The sequence below is a fragment of the Paenarthrobacter sp. YJN-D genome (genome assembly GCF_015040335.1).
Classification (GTDB): domain Bacteria; phylum Actinomycetota; class Actinomycetes; order Actinomycetales; family Micrococcaceae; genus Arthrobacter; species Arthrobacter nicotinovorans.
This window is the reverse complement of the sequence record NZ_CP053549.1, coordinates 1,654,329-1,674,805: the sequence shown is the minus strand read 5'-3', so window position 1 is coordinate 1,674,805 and position 20,477 is coordinate 1,654,329. Positions and strand designations below refer to the sequence as shown.

Annotated in this window: 14 protein-coding genes, 2 tRNA genes and 1 riboswitch; of the genes, 8 read left to right on the top strand and 8 right to left on the bottom strand. The window is 63.2% G+C overall.

Annotated features, from left to right (window positions below; translation table 11 throughout):
- Nucleotides 1-37 precede the first annotated feature (37 nt).
- Both cycA and HMI60_RS07950 read right to left on the bottom strand, forming a co-directional pair.
- Entirely contained in the window at nt 38-1,498 is a 1,461-nt protein-coding gene (gene cycA / locus HMI60_RS07955) for a D-serine/D-alanine/glycine transporter (RefSeq protein WP_018777934.1), read from the bottom strand.
- Nucleotides 1,499-1,644: 146 nt separating this feature from the next.
- A riboswitch (glycine riboswitch) is annotated at nt 1,645-1,743 on the bottom strand.
- Between the two features lie 75 nt (nt 1,744-1,818).
- The gene (locus tag HMI60_RS07950; RefSeq protein WP_193590909.1) at nt 1,819-3,756 is read right to left on the bottom strand and encodes an FAD/NAD(P)-binding domain-containing protein; all 1,938 of its coding nucleotides are present in this window, start codon (nt 3,754-3,756) and stop codon (nt 1,819-1,821) included.
- 60 nt (nt 3,757-3,816) lie between these two features.
- Between HMI60_RS07950 and HMI60_RS07945 the strand changes: the two genes are divergently transcribed.
- Together HMI60_RS07945 and HMI60_RS07940 are read left to right on the top strand one after the other, a co-directional pair.
- A complete protein-coding gene (locus HMI60_RS07945; RefSeq protein WP_193590908.1) occupies nt 3,817-6,099 on the top strand; it encodes a prolyl oligopeptidase family protein in 2,283 nt (760 codons plus the stop codon).
- Nucleotides 6,100-6,242: 143 nt separating this feature from the next.
- Nucleotides 6,243-6,330: transfer RNA gene (locus tag HMI60_RS07940), tRNA-Ser, on the top strand.
- A gap of 147 nt (nt 6,331-6,477) precedes the next feature.
- Here HMI60_RS07940 and HMI60_RS07935 read toward each other — a convergent pair.
- Both HMI60_RS07935 and HMI60_RS07930 read right to left on the bottom strand, forming a co-directional pair.
- On the bottom strand, nt 6,478-7,917 hold the full coding sequence (locus HMI60_RS07935; RefSeq protein ID WP_193590907.1) for an MFS transporter: 1,440 nt from the start codon (nt 7,915-7,917) through the stop codon (nt 6,478-6,480).
- A gap of 112 nt (nt 7,918-8,029) precedes the next feature.
- Nucleotides 8,030-10,195 (bottom strand): ATP-dependent DNA helicase RecQ, encoded by a 2,166-nt coding sequence (locus HMI60_RS07930; RefSeq protein ID WP_079581526.1) that lies wholly within the window; start codon nt 10,193-10,195, stop codon nt 8,030-8,032.
- 140 nt (nt 10,196-10,335) lie between these two features.
- Here HMI60_RS07930 and HMI60_RS07925 point away from each other — a divergent pair, with 140 nt between their 5' ends.
- The 5 genes from HMI60_RS07925 (at nt 10,336) to HMI60_RS07905 (ending at nt 14,946) form a co-directional block, all read left to right on the top strand.
- On the top strand, nt 10,336-11,754 hold the full coding sequence (locus HMI60_RS07925) for a phosphomannomutase/phosphoglucomutase (protein WP_193590906.1): 1,419 nt from the start codon (nt 10,336-10,338) through the stop codon (nt 11,752-11,754).
- A gap of 10 nt (nt 11,755-11,764) precedes the next feature.
- On the top strand, nt 11,765-12,679 hold the full coding sequence (locus tag HMI60_RS07920) for a hypothetical protein (protein ID WP_193590905.1): 915 nt from the start codon (nt 11,765-11,767) through the stop codon (nt 12,677-12,679).
- Nucleotides 12,676-13,140, top strand: a complete 465-nt coding sequence (locus HMI60_RS07915; protein WP_039239729.1) for a hypothetical protein — start codon at nt 12,676-12,678, stop codon at nt 13,138-13,140. Before HMI60_RS07920 ends, HMI60_RS07915 begins: the two co-directional genes overlap by 4 nt.
- 22 nt (nt 13,141-13,162) lie before the next feature.
- The gene (locus HMI60_RS07910; RefSeq protein ID WP_018777942.1) at nt 13,163-13,630 is read left to right on the top strand and encodes an Rrf2 family transcriptional regulator; all 468 of its coding nucleotides are present in this window, start codon (nt 13,163-13,165) and stop codon (nt 13,628-13,630) included.
- A gap of 158 nt (nt 13,631-13,788) precedes the next feature.
- Nucleotides 13,789-14,946, top strand: coding sequence for a globin domain-containing protein (locus tag HMI60_RS07905; protein WP_193590904.1), 1,158 nt, complete (start codon nt 13,789-13,791; stop codon nt 14,944-14,946).
- Between the two features lie 129 nt (nt 14,947-15,075).
- Here the strand turns inward: HMI60_RS07905 and HMI60_RS07900 are convergent, their stop codons facing one another.
- Nucleotides 15,076-16,902 (bottom strand): phosphoenolpyruvate carboxykinase (GTP), encoded by a 1,827-nt coding sequence (locus HMI60_RS07900; RefSeq protein ID WP_079581529.1) that lies wholly within the window; start codon nt 16,900-16,902, stop codon nt 15,076-15,078.
- Nucleotides 16,903-17,186: 284 nt separating this feature from the next.
- On the opposite strand from HMI60_RS07900, the gene HMI60_RS07895 reads away from it, so the two are divergent.
- A tRNA-Arg gene (locus HMI60_RS07895) sits at nt 17,187-17,260 on the top strand.
- 136 nt (nt 17,261-17,396) lie between these two features.
- On the opposite strand, the gene HMI60_RS07890 is transcribed toward HMI60_RS07895, so the two are convergent.
- Genes HMI60_RS07890 through HMI60_RS07880 form a run of 3 tightly spaced genes read right to left on the bottom strand, consistent with a single transcriptional unit; the run spans nt 17,397 to nt 20,363 of the window.
- Nucleotides 17,397-18,353, bottom strand: coding sequence for a fumarylacetoacetate hydrolase family protein (locus HMI60_RS07890; protein ID WP_193590903.1), 957 nt, complete (start codon nt 18,351-18,353; stop codon nt 17,397-17,399).
- Nucleotides 18,350-19,135 carry a cyclase family protein gene (locus HMI60_RS07885; RefSeq protein WP_189076124.1) on the bottom strand — a complete coding sequence of 262 codons (786 nt, stop codon included), beginning with the start codon at nt 19,133-19,135 and terminating at the stop codon, nt 18,350-18,352. The genes HMI60_RS07890 and HMI60_RS07885 overlap by 4 nt, the downstream gene beginning before the upstream one ends.
- Nucleotides 19,128-20,363 (bottom strand): MFS transporter, encoded by a 1,236-nt coding sequence (locus HMI60_RS07880; RefSeq protein ID WP_079581532.1) that lies wholly within the window; start codon nt 20,361-20,363, stop codon nt 19,128-19,130. The genes HMI60_RS07885 and HMI60_RS07880 overlap by 8 nt, the downstream gene beginning before the upstream one ends.
- Between the last annotated feature and the right edge of the window lie 114 nt (nt 20,364-20,477).

Genomic DNA, 20,477 nt, shown 5'->3' with positions numbered 1-20,477 from the left:
GCCAGCGTGAAGGGCCCTGCTTATGCGTTCGGGAAGCCTACTTGGTGGCCGGCTCCGGCTCGGCCGTCCTCTCAGCATCCCGCTGCAATTCGGCCTGGAACGCCGCGTAGCGTGCCAGGTGCGCGGGCCGGCGCCGAAGGATGATCCACGCGACCCCCAGAATCACAAACCACACGGGGGTGGCGAGCAAGGCAATCAGGGTGTCCGGCTGGGTGGTAAGGGCCCACAGCACGAAAGCGAAGAACGCGAACACCACCCACACCATCACCACGCCACCGGGCATCTTGAACGCTGACGACTCGTGCAGGTGTGGCCGGCGCTTCCTGAAGGCAAGGTAGCTGGCCAGGATGATCGACCAAACGAACACGAAGCACACCGCGGACACTGTGGTCACCATGTCGAAGGCCTTGCCAACGTCCTGGCCGGCGTACATGAGCACGACGCCGGACAGCAGCAGGACGCAGGACAGGAACAGGGCGTTGCGGGGTACTTTGCGTCCGGAGAGGGCGCCAAACACCTTGGGCGCGTCGCCCTCCTGGGCGAGACCAAACACCATGCGGGACGTGGAATAGATGCCGGAGTTGGCAGAGGACATGGCCGATGTCAGCACCACGAGGTTGACGATGGTGGCCGCTGCGCCGAGGCCTGCCAGGGAAAACATCGCGATAAACGGGCTGTGGCCGGCGGCGAACTGCGTCCACGGAGTGACGGACATGAGGATGATGAGGGCACCGACGTAGAACAGCAGAACCCGGATGGGGATCGAGTTGATGGCCTTGGGGAGGTTCTTCTCCGGGTCCTTGGCTTCGGCAGCGGTGGTGCCCACCAGTTCGATGCCCACGAACGCGAACACGGCGATCTGGAAACCGGCCACGAAGCCCATGAACTCGTTCGGGAAGAAGCCGCCATGGCTCCACAGGTTGGAGAAACCGGCCGGACCGGCGTCGGACTCGAAGCCGCTGAAGATCATGAACAGGCCAACAATGATGAGCGCAGCGATAGCCACGATCTTGATGAGCGCGAACCAGAACTCCGTCTCACCGAAGGCCTTCACGGTGGCCAGGTTCAGGAGCAGGAGAATGCCGATGGTGATGAGTCCCGGAACCCACAAGGGCAGGGAAGGCCACAATTCCTTGGAATAGCCGGCGATGGCGATCACGTCGGCGATCCCGGTAATGACCCAGCAGAACCAGTAGGTCCAGCCGGTGAAGAACCCGGCCCAAGGGCCCAGGAGGTCAGCGGCGAAATCGCTGAAGGACTTGTAGTTCAGGTTGCTGAGGAGCAGTTCGCCCATGGCACGCATGACGAAGAACAGCATGAAGCCGATGATCATGTACACAAAAATGACGGATGGGCCGGCTGCGGAAATGGTCTTTCCCGAGCCCATGAAAAGGCCGGTGCCAATCGCTCCACCGATGGCTATGAGCTGGATGTGGCGGTTGCTGAGCTGGCGTTCGAGATGGGGTGAACCGGCACTCGCGGAAGGATGAATCGTCAAAGGAACTCCGTCGTTCAGGCGGCACAAGGTGCCGCATTGATTCGGGTTCCTCCCCGCTCTGTACGTGGACCTGAGAGTTTCCGCGGGCATGGGCCTGCTTGCACCTTCGGTGAGTCCGGTGTGGCCGGACTGCTTTCCAGAGTTGCCTCGCCGCGGCGGTACATGGGCCTGAGAGATTCCTGGGGAGGGTTTGCTCCTACGGCGCCTGACGGGATGTACCGGCAGGACTCTCCCGCCGCAGATCAAAAGCGCGCACACCCTTGCGGGTGATGCAGCTCACACAGTAACGAAGGCTGGCAGGCAACGCAAGCCTGTGACGGCTAGAGGCCCAGGATGCTGCGGGCGATCTCGTCAGCGTCGCGCAAGGTCCGCTGGCCGCTGGCATAGGCCCGCCCGGAGCGGGGACGGGCTTCGGCGGCAATGGCATTGCCCCACTGCGACGCGGACAACTGCAAGCCCAGAACGTACATGTTTTCCGTGATGGATCCGTTGGCGGCAATGGGACGGTAAGGGTGCGGCTCAACGTCCAGGCCGGTGGTTTGCATGGGCGTCCCCTCCACACTCATCATGATCTTGGTCCGCACCAGGCCGTCGGCCATGAGCTGCTCGAGCAGCGGAGAAATGTTGATGCCCACCCTGTTGGCGGGTGACATCGCTTCGATCAGGGTGCGTGCTTCAGCGGGTCCCTCGTGGACCCAGGGTGACGCCGCCCGGAACACTTTGGCGCCACGATCGACGCTGAACTTGGGGTCCGGTCCCACAAAACTCACGACGCCGGCACGCGCCAAGGCGGCCAGCTGCTCCGAACGCAGCGCAGGAGGTCCGCTGGCCAACCCTTCGACAAACGACTCGAACCAGCCGCGCAGCCCTGCCAGCCAGGACTCGTCGGTGATGCCGCCGTCGGCTACAACGGTCTTGAGGATGGCACGGCCGGTGTGGAGCGCGCCGATGGCCATCTTCACGGGGTCCGATTCGCCCAGCGCCGAACGCCGCGCGTCGTCGTCCAGGTACGCGGTGATCGCAGCATCCAGGTCACGCCGTGACGCGAACGTCCGGCCCGCCAACGGCGCCGCGAGCCCGCGCAGGTTCAAACGCCGTGATGCCGCCACATGCTTTTCAACCAGGACCTCCACGTCGCTTTCCCAGTTTGCCGTGGTGTGGGCATGCGGTTGGAGCGCGTCTTCGAGGTCGGCCAGGAACTGCGCCGGGTCCTTGATCGCGGCCGGCTGGGACCGGGCCAGCGTCGAATAATAGGCCCACAGCGCGTCCCGGTGCAGCAAGGGCCACAGGTCATGGTCGAAGCCGGGCTGGATGCCTGCGGCCCGGAACCGGTCCACTGCGTCCTCGGTCAGGTAGCGCATGGTGATGCTGCGCGGGTAATAGCCCTCCAAACCGGCCTTCGCCCGGTACGGCGTTCCCCTGCGTGACGCGGCGATGATCCTGGGCTCCCGGCCCGAGGCCCGGTACTCCAACACCCCGGCACCGGGAGTTCCGGCTTCAAGGAACTTGCCGCCGCGGCCTTCGGTCAGCTGGCCCATCACATCAAAGAAGTTCAAGCCCATGCCGCGGACAAGAACCGGCTCAGTGTCCGGCACAACCTGCCAGTCAACGTCGGCGGGCGGTGCCGGCGGGAAGTACAGCAGGCCCAACTCGTCAGCTGCGCGCTTGAATGATTTCTGCTCCGGATTCAGCCTTGACTCGATGTGCCCCAGAGCCAGCACCACCGAATCGACGGTGAGCGTGCCGCCGTCGGCCAGTTCGACGTCGAACATCCCGTCCACGGGCCGGGCCGCAACGGCGAGCGTTTCATGGAAGGTGACTTCCACGCCGTCGGGCTTCCGCTCCAGCAACCCGGCCAGGGTTTGGCGCAGGTACCGCCCGTACAGCGCACGGCTGGGGAAGTCGTGGGACTCGAGCGTGGCCAGCTCTGCCTTTTCGGCGTCGTTCAGCCCGGCACCGTCGCGACGCCGGGCCTCGCGCCACTGGTCGAAGGAACCACCCGCCAACGGTGCCGCCAATCCGGAATCCTCGGGGATGAGGGTGGGATAGAACGACTGGGTGTTCATCAGGTAGAGGCGCGACTGTTCCGGCTGCCACACGTGTCCGGAGCCGGCGGGGTACGGATCCACCACATGGATCTGCAGGGTGGCGCCTTCAGCTCTCTTCGCAGCCCAATTCGCGAGCAACCGTTCGAGGACACTGGTGCCCCGAGGGCCTGCCCCCACAAGGGCAACACGGTTGATTTGGGATTTAGCCACGCTCCAGCCTAACTTCTGCGTGACTTGCTTACCGTCGAAGTGTGTTGCTTGGATGGGGCGATGACCACCACAGAAGCTGATCCGTCGCCACTTTCCGGGAATGACACCGCGCCGGCCTCCGGACCGCGCCACGCGGCGGAGTCCGCACCTGAGCCCACGGATGAAAACGCCTGGCTTGAGGACATCCACGGCGAAGAGCAGTTGGCCTGGGTCAGGGAACAGAACGCCCGCACCGAGGAACTGCTCGAAGACGCCGATTACGCGGCGGTCGAGTCCGGCATCCTGGAAGTCCTGGACTCCACGGACCGGATCGCCATGGTCAACAAACGCGGCGATTTCTACTACAACTTCTGGAAGGACCAGGAGCACCCCAAGGGCCTTTGGCGCCGCACCACCTGGGAGAGCTACCTCACCGAGGATCCCGAGTGGGATGTACTGCTCGACGTCGATGCCCTTGCCGCTGCTGAAGGTGTTGAGTGGGTGTTCCACGGTGCCGGTTTCCTCCGTCCTTCGGACGGCGCGGAGTACCGCTTTGCCATGGTTTCGCTCTCCCCCGACGGGGGCGACGCCGACCGCCACCGCGAGTTCGACGTCGAAACGCGAACCTTCGTGGACCCGGCAGCAGGTGGCTTCGACATTCCCACAGCCAAAGGCAACATCAGCTGGTTGGATGCCGACACCCTTCTCGTGTCCAGCACAGCTGAAGGCTTGCCCGCCACGTCGTCCTCCTATGCACGGACCGGCGTCAAGCTTCGCCGCGGGCAGTCGCTAGCGGACGCTGAGCGCCTGTTCGAAATTCCGGAGAACCACATGCTGGCCATGGTGGCGCACGATTCCACGCCCGGTTTCGAGCGGACCTTCGCCGTTGACTACATCGACTTCTACAACCGCAGTACGTGGCTGCTGCGCGACGACTCGTGGGTGGCCATTGACGTGCCTACCGATGTCAACATCAGCGTCCACCGCGATTGGCTGCTTTTCCGACCCCAGGGCGACTGGGAAGCAGCGGGGGTCACGTACCCGGCCGGCTCCCTGCTGGCCGCAGATTTCGAAAGCTACCTGGCTGGCCCGGCTGAGCTGCTGGTCCTGTTCACCCCTGATGCGCACACGTCATTGCAGTCCTGGAGCTGGACCAAGGATTACCTGCTGCTGAACCTCCTCCGGGACGTCTCCTCCGAGATCAGGGTCCTGGATCCGTCGGCTGTTGACGCCTCAGGCTCGTGGGCCTCCACCGTCCTGGACGCCTGCCCTCCCCTGCATGACGTCAATGCCTACGCCGTGGATGATGAGGACGTCTCCGACTCCGGTGCCGGGAACGACTTCTGGTTGGTGGCCACAGGCTTCACGACACCCACCACTTTGACCCGGGGTACGCTTTCGCCTGCAGCAGCGCAGGACACGGCCGACGGTGACGTGGCTGACGGTGGCGTGGTGAGCGGTGGCGTGGTGAGCCGGCACACCGAGGTGAAGCGGTCGCCGTCGTTCTTCAACGAAGCCGCCTACGAGGTCCAGCAGCACTTCGCGGTTTCCTTGGATGGCACCAAGGTTCCGTACTTCCAGGTGGCCTCCAAGGACCTGGTACTGGACGGGGAGAACCCCACCCAGCTCTCCGGCTACGGCGGGTTCGAAGTTTCCCGTACCCCGGCGTACAGCGGGACGATCGGGCGCGCCTGGCTGGAGCGCCGTACTGCGGGCATAGCGTCCGACGACGGGGCTGCCGCCCACTCACGCGGCGGCGTGTACGTGGTTGCCAACATCCGCGGCGGCGGGGAGTATGGCCCCTCGTGGCACCGTGCAGCACTCCAGGAGAACCGTCACCGTGCCTACGAGGACTTCGCCGCAGTAGCCAAGGACCTGATCTCGCGTGGCGTGACCAGTCGTCGTCGCCTTGGCTGCGTGGGCGGCTCCAATGGTGGCCTGCTGGTGGGCAACATGCTGACCCAGTACCCGGAACTGTTTGGCGCTGTCTCCTGCGGTGTGCCCCTCCTGGACATGCGCCGGTACACCAAGCTCTCGGCGGGCTACTCCTGGATTGCCGAGTACGGTGACCCGGATGTGCCGGAACAATGGGATTTCATCCGGACTTTCTCGCCGTACCACCTGCTTCGGGACGGCGTGGAGTACCCCGAAACCTTCATCTGGACAGCAACCTCTGACGACCGGGTGGGGCCGGTGCAGGCCCGGAAGATGGCGGCACGGATGCAGGCCATGGGGATTCCGAACGTCTGGTTCCACGAAGCCCTCGAAGGTGGGCACGCGGGAGCCTCGGACAACCGGCAGGCTGCAGCACTGCAGGCACGGAGCAACCACTTCCTGTGGGTTTCCCTGGCCGGAAGCAACTGACGCCTGTTTCGATGGTTCCCTGCGCACAAGGCCACGCGCACGGCACGAATAGCAGCGGGACATCGAAACGGACACCCGGCTTTGGCGTGTTTTGCGCTGGACGGCAGGTTCTGCGTATCCTTGGTGGGCTAGCAATAGCAAAGGGAGACGTGCCAGAGCGGCCGAATGGGCTTCACTGCTAATGAAGTGTGGGGCACAACTCCACCGGGGGTTCAAATCCCCCCGTCTCCGCGAACAGGCCCCGGTTTTCGAACCGGGGCCTTTTGCGTTTAAGCGAGCCAATGGCCGTGGCAGCGCCCGTGGCGGCGGCCGTGGCAGCGCCAGTGTCAGCACCCGTGGCAGCGCCAGCGACCAAGCCGGGACGCCCGCCGGCAGGGTTCAGGCGCGCTTTGCCCCGGCTGAGGTACCGCTGACCTCGGCTCCTGCGTGACGGTGGAGGGTCAGGCTGTCCACCGTGCTGATGAGCATCAGGACGGCCATGGCGATGAAAGCACCCTTGTATGCCCCCACCTGGTCCGTCCCGAAAAGACCCGTGGCTTCGAAGAGGCGCAGGAACAAAGCTCCCACCGCGATCCCGGCCGCGGCTGCCAACTGAACGAGGGTTGCCGAGATGGCGTTGGCCGAGGGCAGCTGCCCCGGGACGATGTCCGCATATTGCACCGAAGCGTAGGCGGAAAAACCGATGGAGCGGAAGGCGCCGCTGAACAGCAGCAAAGCGAAAATCAGCGGTTCCGGTGTTTGGGCGTCAAGGAACGCGCACAAAGCGAACGTTACGGCGGAAGCGAACGACGCGAAGACAAGCACGGCTTTGAACCCGAAGCGCCTGATCAGTGGCGTGGTGGCAGGTTTGATCCCGATATTGCCGACGAAGACTGCCGCCACCATGACGCCGGCCTTCAGCGGGTCCCAGCCGAATCCAGCCTGGAACATCAGGGGCAACAAGAAGGGGACCGAACTGATGGTCAGCCGGTAGATGAAGCCACCGGTTGAGGTCGCCCGGAAAGTCCTGGTCCCGAAGACGCTGAGGTTGAACAGTGGTACTTTCGCTTTCCCCATCCACCAGACCGCCCCTGCCAAGGACAGCACTCCGGCGGTTACCACCACTACAGCGAGGACATTGGATGCGTGGCCGCCCAAGGTTTCCAGCCCCACCACCAACGCCCCGACGCCAAGGGTGGTCAGCATCAGCCCGAACCAGTCAAGGCGGCGCTTTCCATCGAATTGCGTCCGAGGCACCAGCCGAAGTGCAGCGATGAAGGCTGCCAGGCCCAGCGGGATGTTGATGAGGAAGATCCAATGCCAGGAAAGGAACGTTGTGAGGGCGCCACCGACCATCGGCGCAAGTACCGGTGCGAGGAGCCCGGGCCAGACCAGATAGGCCGTTGCCCGGAGGAGCTCGGATTTCGGCGTACCCCGCAGGACCACCAGTGTCCCGACAGGAACCATCATGGCCCCGCCCATCCCTTGGGCCACCCGGCTGAGTGTGAGCATGGTCAGGTCGGTGCTCACGGCGCAGAGCAGGGAAGCAATGGTGAAAACGGCTATGGCCAGGCAGAAGATCCGGCGAGCGCCGAACCGTTCAGCGAGCCAACTGCTCAGTGGGATTCCCATCGCGACCGTCACCAAGTAGGCCGTCATGGTGATGTTGATGTCGGCCGGTGCGACTCGGAAGTCGGACGCAATGCTCGGAATAGCGGTGGTCAGGATAGTCCCGTCAAGGAACTCCATGAAAAACGTCGCGGCCACCAACAAGGCCAAGCGGGGACGCCAACTGGTCTCACTGGCTTCTTCGATGCCTGCGCTGGGTCTTATGGTCATGGCTCCGGTCCAAGTTCGTCGCTGGTGCTCCACGAAGGCAGCAGGGGGCGTTTCCTCGATCCTATAGACCTGATGTGGGAGCGATCACAAAATGACGCTTTCCTACCTTCCGCTACCCCGCTTGCGCCAATGCAAGCGGGAGGACCGCTGCTGCGCCTGCCTGCCGCAAAGCCCGCGCCGATACCGTCATCGTCCAGCGGCTGTCGACCAGATCGTCCACCAACAACACAGGCTGGCTCCCGATATCGGCCAGGGCCTGGGAAAGTTCAGGCGCGACCACCAGCCGGTCCCACACGCCGGCGAGCCTGTAGGCGCTGTTGCCGCCACGCGCGCCGGTTGGACCACCGTGAGCGGGCTGGAGCTGCCCCAGGTACGGCATTCTGCCTATTCCGGCTATCCCCTGGGCCAGGGAATCCACGAGTTGCGGTTTGCTTCGCGACGGGATGCTGACGACGGCCACCGGGCGTCCGACGCCGCTCCACGGCGTTCCACCCTCGGCGCCTGACCACTCCCTCAGGACCTGCACGCATGCCTGCAGCATCCCCGGATCCACGGCCCGGTCCGGCGCACCGGCAGCAAACAGTTCACGGAGGGCGCCGCCCCAGCCCAGGTCTGTCAGCCTGGCCAGCACACGTCCCTCTGCAACGCTTTCGTCGGGTTTGATCTTTCCCTTGACGGCAACACCGAGCCGGTCCATTCCGCTGGGCCATTGAAGGCGCGGCTCTATTGCGATTCCTGCTCGGCGAAGAGTCTGGCCTGCCGCTTCCACCGCCGAGTCCGCCACATCCACGGGGAACCATCGGCCCGCACAGTTGTCACAACGTCTACAGGCGGCAGCAGTTTCATCATCAAGCACCGAGGTGATGTACTCCATCCGGCAACCGGCCGTGTCCTGGTAGACCACCATGGAATCCTGCTCATCCACCCGCGCCTCGGCAATGCGCGCATAGCGTTCGGCGTCGTAATTCCATGGCCGGCCGGTTGACCGCCAACCGCCGCCAACGCGCTCGACGGCACCATCCACCGCCAAAACCTTCAAGAGCAATTCCAGTGGCGTCCGGCGAAGGTCCACGCGGGCTTCCAATGCGACGGTGGACATGGCTGTGCCGGCATCGCCGAGGACAGCCAGCACGGCAGCTGCCTTCTCCTCGGACGGCATGGATGCTGTAGCGAAGTATTGCCAGATCTCGCGGTCTTCCGACCCAGGAAGGAGCAGTACATCGGCATTGGCGGCGCCACGGCCCGCGCGGCCGACTTGCTGGTAGTAGGCGACCGGTGATGATGGCGCCCCAAGGTGGATCACGAAGCCGAGGTCGGGTTTGTCGAAGCCCATGCCCAGGGCAGAGGTTGCCACCAGCGCCTTCACCTGATTGTCCTTGAGCAGTTGCTCTGCCCGCTCCCGGTCAGCGGGATCGGTCCTGCCTGTGTAAGAGAGCACGTTGTGTCCGGCTCCGGCAAGCAACCGCGCAGTGTCCTCGGCCGCAGAGACGGTGAGCGTATAAATGATGCCGCTCCCCGGCATGTCTGCAAGGTGGGTCAGCAGCCAGCCCAGCCGGTCCTTGGAGTCGGAGAGATTAAGGACCCCAAGACGCAGCGACTCCCGCCCCAAGCCCCCGCGGATGGTCAGCACTCCTGCGCCGAGCTGCTCTTCAATGTCATGGACCACCCTGGAGTTGGCAGTAGCAGTGGTTGCCAGGACTGGAACGGTCTCCGGCAACTGGGCGATGAGGTCGGAGATGCGGCGGTAATCGGGCCGGAAGTCGTGTCCCCAGTCGGAAATACAGTGGGCTTCGTCGATCACCAGAAGCCCTGTCCTCCGGATAAGCTCCGGAAGCTGGTTCTCCCGGAAGGACGGATTGGTCAGGCGCTCGGGAGACACGAGGAGAACGTCGACCTCGTCTGCCGCCAACTGGGCCAGGACTGTGTCCCATTCAAGGGCGTTGGCGGAATTGATGGCCACAGCACGGACACCTGCACGCGCAGCGGCGGCCACCTGGTCACGCATGAGCGCCAGCAGGGGTGAGACGATCAGGGTTGGTCCGGCTCCCCTGCGGCGCAAGAGCAAGGATGAAACGAAGTAGACGGCGGACTTTCCCCAGCCGGTGCGCTGGACCACGAGTGCCCTTCGGCCGGCATCCACCAAAGCCTCGATCGCTTCGAACTGGCCATCGTGGAACTGCGCCTCAGGGTGGCCTACAAGTTCGCGAAGGCAAGCCAGCGCCTCCTGCTGGGTTGTCGGTTGCACGGGAGCGGCAGTGTTTGGGGAGTTGTTGGCCATGACCCCAGTATTCCAGTCGCCCCTGACAGCAAGACCGGAGCAGATCAGCTATGTGGATAAACAGCCGGTGGATGACTGCTATCCACATGGGGAGGCCCCCGGTTCATGCCGTGCTGGGTAGCCACAGTAGGATTGAGCCCGTGACTAGCGAGCAGAACAAGACATTCGACCTCTCGGCATCCTTCAAGGCGTACGACGTCCGGGGGATCGTGGGTGAATCCATCACGTCTGAAATCGTCGAGGCAGTCGGCGCTGCCTTCATCGACGTCCTGGGCCTTGAGGGCGAAACTGTCCTGGTCGGTGGCGACATGCGTCCTTCGTCACCGGAGTTCAGCCAGGCCTTCGCCAACGGCGCGGCCACGCGTGGGGCCAATGTACAACTCCTGGACCTGATCTCCACCGATGAGCTCTACTACGCATGCGGCGCCCTGAATGCAGCCGGCGCCACGTTCACCGCCAGCCACAACCCCGCCGAATACAACGGCATCAAGATGGCCAAGGCCGGCGCCCAACCCATTTCTTCCGAAAGCGGATTGAAAGAGATCCAGGCACTCGCGGAGCAGTACCTGAACGCAGGCACCATCCCGTCCGCAGCGACGCGCGGCGAGATCGGTGTCCATGATGTCTTGAAGGACTACTCCGAGTACCTGCGCAAGCTGGTGGACCTTTCCGGTTGCCGGCCGCTGAAGATCGTGGTCGACGCCGGCAACGGCATGGCCGGCCTCACCACCCCTGCCGTCCTGGGAGACAAGTTGCTCCCGGCCCTGCCCTTCGAGATCATCCCGCTCTACTTCGAACTGGACGGTTCCTTCCCGAACCACCCCGCCAACCCGCTGGAACCGGAAAACCTCCGCGATCTCCAGGCGGCGGTCGTCAAGCACGGCGCGGACATCGGCCTGGCGTTCGACGGCGACGCCGACCGCTGCTTCGTGATCGACGAAAAGGGCGAGCCCGTGTCCCCGTCGGCCATCACTGGCATGGTTGCCCGCCGCGAGATCGCCCGGGCACGGAAGGCCGGGGAAGAAACTCCAGTCATCATCCACAATCTCCTGACCTCAAAGGCCGTTCCCGAACTCGTGGCAAAGGACGGCGGCCGTGCCGTCCGGACCCGTGTGGGGCACTCCTTCATCAAGGCCGTCATGGCGAAGGAAGGTGCGGTCTTCGGCGGGGAGCACTCCGCGCACTTCTACTTCAGGGACTTCTGGAACGCAGACACCGGCATGCTCGCAGCCATGCACGTACTCGCTGCCCTCGGAGAGCAGGACGGCCCGCTCTCCGAACTCGGCCGCCAATACGAACCCTACGTTTCGTCGGGCGAAATCAACTCCGAGATCGAAGACAAAGCCGGCGCCGTAGAGCGTGTCCGCGTCGACTTTGAAAGCGAAGACATCGAGATCGACCACATGGACGGCAGCACCTTCACCGCGAAGGACGGCAGCTGGTGGTTCAACCTCCGCCCGTCCAACACCGAGCCCTTCCTGCGGTTGAACGCCGAGGCCAAGGACCAGCCCACCATGGAGAAGATCCGCGACCGCGTCCTGGCGCTGGTACGCGGCTAGGCTTACAGCCGTGACGCAGCTTTCGCCCGAGGAACGGACCTCTCCCGAATCCGAATTGGCCGCTGTCGTGGCCGAGGCCTTGAAACTGGCCGACGCTCAATTGGTCCTCAACAAGAGCTTCGCCCCGTTCGTCTTCATGCTCGACGCTGAGGGCGCCGTCCACCGCGGCGAGGTCCCCCAGGAAATCCGGGGGACCATGCCCTCGGACCCGGAGGTGTCCGTTAAGCTGACCGTCGATCTCTTTTCGGGCTATGCCGAAAACCTCTTCGCGATGGTCGCTGTATTGGATCCGGAGTCGGGCAAGAACGAGGACACGCTCCACCTCTGGGCCGAACACCGCAGTGGCATTGCCCAGCTCATCCGGGTGGACTTCACCCGCAAGAAATTCCTGAAGCACCCCACATTCAGCGAACCCCGGGTCGAGGCCCAGGCTGCCCACCTGTGGAATGGCGAAACGGCCTCACCCGCGGAGGAATGGTGGCACCAAGGACTTTCGGAGCAGGCCATCCAGGATGTTTTCAAGCTTGTGGGTGTCGCAGTTCCGTTCGCCGAGGATCAGCTGTCCAGGAACGGCGGTCTGGCCCCGTACGGGATCACCACCGACCTCGCCGGCGAGTTGGGGCATCACATGGCCTACCATGAGGCCAACGCAGACGGCGAAGTAGATTCTGCGGAGTCCGTTCAGATGATGGCCGAGGGCTTCCGCAACAAAAAAGACACGCTGAGGGGAACCTGCATCCTGTCAGACGTTCTGGTTCAGGTTGAAGACGGTGGGGCCGTGGACGCAGTCCGACTGCACATCGAACACTCCGAAGGACTGTCCATGAACATCTTGAAGCCGTACGAGATTGACGGGCAATCCAGAGCGGTCATTTTCGGTGATTCGGCGGTTATCCCTACCGACGCCCAGGTGTGGTCAGTATGAGCGAACAACCAAACGACAGCACCCTGCCGGAAGAATCGGAAGAATCAGCCCAGGACCGCGAGCTCCGGGAGACCCTGGGCACTGGCCTCGGAACCGCCCAGGAGCATCTCCAGCAGAATGGCGGCTTCTTCCCCTTCGGCATCACGCTCGGGAGTGATGGCGAACTCCGGATCGTCATGGTGACTCCCGGGGAACCTGACGAGGATGGCCAGGTAGATGCCGGTCAGATGCTGACCGATCTTCACGAACTCTTGCGCCAAGGCCGGGATGAATACCGTGCGGTTGCCATCGTCAGCGATGTCAGTTTGCCCGAACATGGTTCAGACGGCATTCACGGCGCGGCGGAGCACCGTGATGGTGCTGTCCTGGCCGCCATCATTCCGTATGTCCCGGGAGCTGAGGGATTTACCTTCGCTGCCATGGAACCGGACACCCACGAGCCATCCATCTGGGTGGACTAGACCTACGATCTAGACTGATTCCATGAAAATCAACGCCTTCGCAGATGTGAGCCTTCGGGCCATCATGGTGTTGGCCGCAGCTCCCGAGGGTGCACTGCTGACCACCCAGGCAGTGGCAGATGCTGTTGGAACTCCGTACAACCACGTCAGCAAGGCCATGGTCCGCTTGCGTTCACTTGGGCTGATCGACGTCGAACGAGGCCGGCTGGGTGGGTCCCGGTTGAACGAAGCCGGGCGGAAAGCCACTGTGGGCGAGGTGCTGCGCCATTTGGACAGCCGGCAGGACCCGGCAGAGTGCCAGTCCCCCACCAAGAACTGCCCCCTCATCACCGAGTGCGGACTCCGTCACGCCATGACGCGCGCCAGGGAGGCGTTCTACCGTGAGCTCGATGCGGTGGTCATCTCATCCCTTCCCCACGCCCGGCAGATGAACCCGGTGTTCCAGTCAATCGGTCTTCGGCCTGAGATCCGGATGCCTGCAGCGCAGTAGCGGCCCATAGCCTCGCGCAAAAGGCCTTCACGGAGCCTCCCGCTTCATAATTTGCACATGATTTCTACGAGGTGTAGAACTTGGAGTAATACATGCATTCGAAATGCGTGTATTTATCCGGCCGGACAGAAGGCCCGGCCTCAACCGCCAGGAGAACCATGCTCTCGGAAAAATTCCGTCCCGTTATTGAAGCCACCCTGCCATTGGTCGGATCCCGGATAGGCGAAATCACCGCGGATTTCTACAACCGCCTCTTTACCGCGCACCCCGGACTGTTGGACGGCCTGTTCAGCCGCTCCAACCAGCGTTCAGGCGAACAACAGAAGGCACTTGCCGGGAGCATCGCCGCTTTCGCCTCGCACCTGCTCACTAACCCGGACTCCCTGCCCGAGAAGGTCCTCTCCCGCATCGCTCACAAACACGCTTCCCTGGGCATCACCGAGGAACAGTACGACGTGGTCTACAAGCACCTGTTCGCAGCAATCGCGGCGGATCTGGCCGACGTCATTACCCCGGAAATTGCCGAGGCCTGGACCGAGGTCTACTGGCTCATGGCCGATGCCCTGATAAAGCTCGAGAAGGACCTCTACGCTAGCCAGGCAAACGACCGGATGTGGATGCCGTGGCGCGTGGTCTCAAAGGAACCCGCGGGCAAGGATTCCATTACTTTCACCTTGGAACCCGCGGATGAAACCCCGGTCACCGAAGCCAAACCGGGCCAGTACGTCAGCGTCAAAGTGACGCTCGCCGACGGCCTCCGACAGGTCCGTCAGTATTCGCTGTCCGGCGATGCCGGCACCAGCCGGATTTTCACCACCAAGCTCAACGACGGCGGTGAGGTGTCCACCGTCCTGCATGCCGACGTCGAACCCGGTGACATCCTGGAAATCTCGAATCCCTATGGTGAGATCACCCTCAAGGATGGCGAGGGACCGGTGATTCTCGCCTCGGCAGGCATCGGCTGCACTCCCACCGCATCCATCCTGCGTTCACTCGCCGAATCCGGCACGGATCGCGAGGTCATCGTGCTCCACGCCGAAAAGGCCATGGACAACTGGGCACTCAGCGGCCAGATGACCCAGGACGCATCCAGGATCGACGCCAAACTCGAGCTCTGGCTGGAGACGCCGCACGCCGGAGCCAAGGAGGGATTTATGTCCCTTCGCGAAATGGACCTGCCGGCTGACGCGTCACTTTACCTCTGCGGCCCGCTCCCTTTCATGAAGTCCATCCGCGACGAAGCAATCGACGCCGGGATTCCGGCCACCCGGATCCACTACGAAGTCTTTGGACCGGACGTCTGGCTCGCAAACTAACGCCGGACCGCCAGGGAAACTTGCAGCCCAGGGACTCCAGCACCAAGCACGACGGCGGCCCGCCACCTTTCCAACGAAAGGTGACGGGCCGTCGTCGTTCACTTAAGAACGCCGTTGTTCCTAAGAGGTCTAGCCCAGACGGGTCTTGAGGCCGTCCAGCTCGGACTGCAGTGCCGCCGGGAGTGACTCGCCGAAGTTGGCGAACCATTCCTCGATGGATGCCAGCTCGGTTGCCCACTCTGCAGGGTCGACGCGCACCGCGGACTCAACCTCAGCCGGAGTCATGTCCAGGCCTTCGAGATCGATGGACTCGCCGGTCGGAACGAAACCGATCGGAGTTTCCACAGCGTCGGCCTTGCCTTCGAGGCGCTCGATGGCCCACTTGAGCACACGGGCGTTGTCGCCGAAGCCAGGCCAGGCGAAGCCGCCTTCAGCCGTGCGACGGAACCAGTTGACCAGGAAGATCTTGGGCAGCCGCTCCGGGTTGGCCTTGGCAGACAGATTAACCCAGTGGTTCAGGTAATCGCCTGCGTCGTAGCCGATGAACGGGAGCATGGCCATGGGATCGCGGCGCACAACGCCGACTGCACCGGCGGCAGCAGCAGTGGTTTCCGAGGACAGCGTGGAGCCCATGAAAATGCCGTTGGACCAGCTGCGGGCTTCGGTCACCAGGGGGATGGTGGTCTTGCGGCGGCCGCCGAACAGGATCGCGGACAGCTCCACGCCTTCCGGGCTGAAGTATTCTTCGGCCAGCATGTCGATCTGGTCGATCGGCGTGCAGAAGCGGGAGTTGGGGTGCGCTGCCGGGGTATCGGAGTCCGGAGTCCAGGACTCGCCACGCCAGTCGGTCAGGTGCGCCGGAGTTTCCTCGGTCATACCTTCCCACCAGACGCCTCCGTCATCTGTCAGGGCAACGTTGGTGAAGATGCTGTTGCCCTTGGCGATGGCGCGCATGGCGTTGGGGTTGGTGCCCCAACCGGTGCCGGGTGCGACGCCGAACAGGCCGGCCTCGGGGTTGACGGCGCGGAGTTCGCCTTCCTTGCCGAAGCGCATCCAGGTGATGTCGTCTCCGAGGGTCTCGACCTTCCAGCCCTTGATGGTGGGATCCAGCAGGGCGAGGTTGGTTTTGCCGCAAGCGGAGGGGAACGCAGCGGAGACGTAGTAGGTCTTCTGCTCGGGGGAGGTCAGCTTCAGGATGAGCATGTGCTCGGCGAGCCAGCCTTCATCGCGGGCCATGACCGATGCGATGCGCAGTGCGTAGCACTTCTTGCCGAGGAGGGCGTTTCCGCCGTAGCCGGAGCCGAAGGACCAGATGGAGCGCTCTTCGGGGAAGTGGACGATCCACTTGTCCGGGTTGCAGGGCCAGGCGACGTCGGCCTGGCCGGCTTCCAGAGGTGCGCCCAGCGAGTGGAGGGCGGGAACGAAGAACGCGTCGGTCTGGGTAATGCGGTCCAGGACGTCGGTGCCGATGCGGGCCATGATGCGCATGGAGGCTACGACGTAGGCGGAGTCAGTGATCTCGACGCCGAATTTGGGGTCCTCTGCGTCAAGGTGGCCCATGACGAACGGGATGACGTACATGGTGCGGCCACGCATGGAGCCGGCGAACAGGCCGCGCAGCTTCTGCTTCATCTCGGCCGGAGCCATCCAGTTGTTGGTGAAGCCTGCGTCGCGTTCGTTTTCGGAGCAGATGAAGGTCTGCTCTTCCACGCGGGCAACGTCAGCGGGGTCGGAGAACGCCGCGAAGGAATTCGGGAACGTTTCCGGGTTGAGCCGCTTCAGCGTGCCGGCCTCGACGAGTTCGTCGGTGAGCTTCTTGTTTTCTGCTTCGCTGCCATCAACCCAGTGGATGCGGTCCGGCTGTGTCAGCTCGGCAACTTCCTCAACCCAAGCCAGCAGGCGTGCATGCGTAGTAGGTGCCTTCTCAAGCAGCGGCAGTCGCGCCAGATCGCCCATTGCGGTTCCCTTCCTCGGGTTCAGTGGTGTGTCCTAAACGATAGGGGCCGCGGACCAGACCATTCCCCTGTCAGACATCGGACATCCACCTACTCGAAAAGTAAAAACCCCTAAAAATCAACGATTCGGATTGAGGACTCGGCGATTTAAGTGACTAAGGTCACGTAGACCGGTCTAGTTGCGCAGATTACAGCTTTTCGATTTGGAACTTCACATGAACTTCTGTAAAGTTTATTGAGGTTCGAGGGGGTCAGAGAAACAGACCGCCGAGAATCACGCGAAATGCGCCCATAGCTCAGCTGGATAGAGCGTCTGTCTACGGAACAGAAGGTCAGGGGTTCGAATCCCTTTGGGCGCACAAATCAAGACCCGCACCGGTTCGCCGGTGCGGGTCTTTTTTATGCCCGGAACAGCGGCAGGCGAGCCGTCCCGAAAACCGCAAGGGCCGCCGTCGGGCTTCTTCAGAAGATTCGACGGCGGCCCTTGGCATCCGCTCAAGCGTCCGGAATAAACGGCAACGGCGGTGCGTACACGCGCCGCCGGGCCTTGGGGACCTCATGGACAGGGGCCGCGCGGCCCACAAGGTTGGTCAAAGTACCCAGACGCTCCACCGTCAGGCTCACAACATCGCCTCGTTCCAGCGGCGGCGGGGTCATGGCCCCGTACCATCCCCAAAATTCAGCCAGGCAGCCGCCCCCGCTGGTCCCGGATCCCAGGATGTCACCGCGACGGACCCAGGTTCCCCTGCTGGCGTAGGCCACAAGCTCCGCGAAGGTCCACGCCATGTTGGCCAGCGAATCCGTGGCAAGAACCCGTCCATTGACAGAAACGCTCATGGAGAGATTCAAGAAGCCGTCAGAAGTAACGTCGGCGAGTTCATTCTTGGTCACGAAGACCGGGCCCAGGGACGTGGCGGTGTCCTTGCCCTTGGCCGGCCCCAGCCCCACGGTCATCTCGCCGCGCTGAAGATCCCTTGCGGACCAGTCGTTCAGGATCATGTACCCGGCGATGTGCTCCGCGGCTTCCTCCACCGAGAGGTTGTAGCCGTCCGCACCAATGACCGCCGCAACCTCCAGCTCAAAGTCGAATTGCCCGGTACCTGGAGCCATCGCGACCGTGGCGTTGTGTCCGGTCACCGCGTGCGGGTTGGTGAAATAGAACGACGGCGCGTCATACCAGGCGGAGGGAATGCCCTTCCCTGCGGCTACTGAACGCAGGGCTCCGACGGTGTGCTGCTCGAAGGTGATGAAGTCCCGGATGGTCGGAGCCACGACGGGAGGCAGCAGTTCCACCGCCGCGAAATCCAGGGGCTCACCCTCCGTTGCTGTCCAGGGGCGGTCCAGCACGTCGAAGGCATCGAGCCCTGCCGGGTACAGGCGGCCTGACACCAAGTCGTCGTCGGCTTGACCAAGACGCGGTACGCCGTCAATGAGGAGTCTGAAGAATTTCACGCGGCCGCCCCGGAATCAAGAATGGCTACAGCACGGGTCCAGCCGGCGGAGGCTCCATGGATCTTCACCGGGAAGCACGAAATGTTGAACCCGGTGGCCGGGAGCGCTTCCAGATTGTGCAGTTTCTCGATGTGGCAGTAACCGATCTCCATCCCGGCTTTGTGGCCTTCCCAGATCAACGTGTTATCGCCGGATTCCGCATACCGCTTGGCGGTGTGGATGAAGGGGGCGTCCCAACTCCAGGCATCGGTGCCGGTGACGCGGACGCCCCGGCTGGTAAGGAAAAGAGTGGCTTCGCGTCCCATCCCGCAACCCTTGGAAAGGTAATCGTCAAAGCCGTACCGGGTGCCGGCAGAGGTGTTGACCACCACGATGTCTCCCGGGACCAGCTCGTGCCCGATCCGGTGAAGCTCGGCCTCGACGTCGGCGGCCGTGGCAACGTAGCCGTCTTCGAATCCACGGAAGTCCAGTTTCACCCCGCGGCCGAAGCACCACTCCAAGGGAACTTCGTCAATGGTGATGGCGCGCGCTCCCCCGTCCATGGTGGAAGCGTAATGATAGGGAGCATCCAGGTGTGTACCGGTATGGGTCGTGGCACTGATGCGCTCAATGGCCCAGCCTTCTTCCCCTGGAAGGTCCTCTTCGCCCATCCCCGGAAAGTAGGACACCAGGTCCTTGGCCGTTTCCTTGTGGGTGTAGTAGTCAATATGCGGCGTCATTCCGGGTGGATCAGAGGCGATACCGGCTCGGAGGCTGACGGAAAGGTCTATCAGGTCAGGCATTCTTGATGGATTCCTTCTCAAAATGGAAGTCGGTTGCGGAGTTGTCCGTGGAGGCGCCGCGGTGGGTATGGGGAAGGAGCAGCATGAGGGCAGCACCGGCCAGGAACACTGCTCCGGACAGGATCAGCCCGGTCGAGAATCCCCAGGAGGCTGCAATCCCACCCATCGCCAGGGGTGCGAACGCCGCCACTCCGCGTCCGATGTTGAAGCAGAAACCGGCGCCGGTGGTACGGATCCTGGTGGGGTACAGCTCCCCGAGGTACGAACCAAAAAGTCCGGCAAAGGTCATGAAGAAGGCGTACAGCGGTCCCATCCACAAGAGGACCGACTGGTTGGTGACCAGGCCGTACAGCGGCATCAACAGTCCGGTGCCGGCCAGGGAGAGCAGGATGGCGTTGCGCCTGCCAATCCGGTCGGCGATCCAGCCGAACACTATGTAGCCGGCAAACATGCCCAGGTTGAGGACGGTCATGAAGAGGCTGACCTGCCGGGGATCGAGGCCCCGCTCGGTGGAGAGGTAGCTGGGCATCCACGTTGAGGCTCCGTAGAAACCTACGAATGCGCAGACTGCCACCACGGTGGCGATGACTGTGCGGCGGCGATAAGTACCGGTGAAGAGTTCTTTGACGGTGACGTTGCCCTTCTGTTGCCGTGCGCGTTCTTCCAGCCAGGCCCTGGATTCGGGGAAGAAGAACACAACCATGAGCAAGGGCAGCAGTGCCGACAAACCGGTAACCAGGAAAAGGAGCCGCCAATCGGGCATGAAAGCGCCTGCAATCAGCGCCGCGGCCGCCCCGCCCAAGGGGTAGGCGGCCAGCACGAACGCCACGGCCCGCCCCCTTTGTTCGGCGGGCCAGGTCTCCACAATGTACGTGGACAGCACTGACCAGACTCCGCCAAGGCCTATGCCGGCCAGGAAGCGGAGGGCGACGAACACGCCATAGTTCGGCACCACGAAGAGCGCCGACGTCAGGGCAACGAACACCGCCATGGAGCCGATGAGCGCGATGCGGCGGCCGCGGTTGTCGGCCACCCACCCGGTCACGACGCTGGAACAACCCATGCCAAGCAGCGTGGCGGTAGCCAGGAGGCCGCCGGCAACCGGGGTCAGCTTCAGTTCGGCACTGATGGCCGGCAGCGCGAACGACAGCACTGCGATTTCCAGTGCATCAAACAGATAAATGATGAACGACCCAACAAGGATGAACCACTTGGTTCCACGTTTCATGGGATCCCTTTCGATGGGGGCATCGTTGCCCGGAACAGAAAGAGAACTTTGACACCCGTTCAGTTTCTGCTGGAATAGAATTTATACACCCATTCAATTTGTGTCAACGCTCAC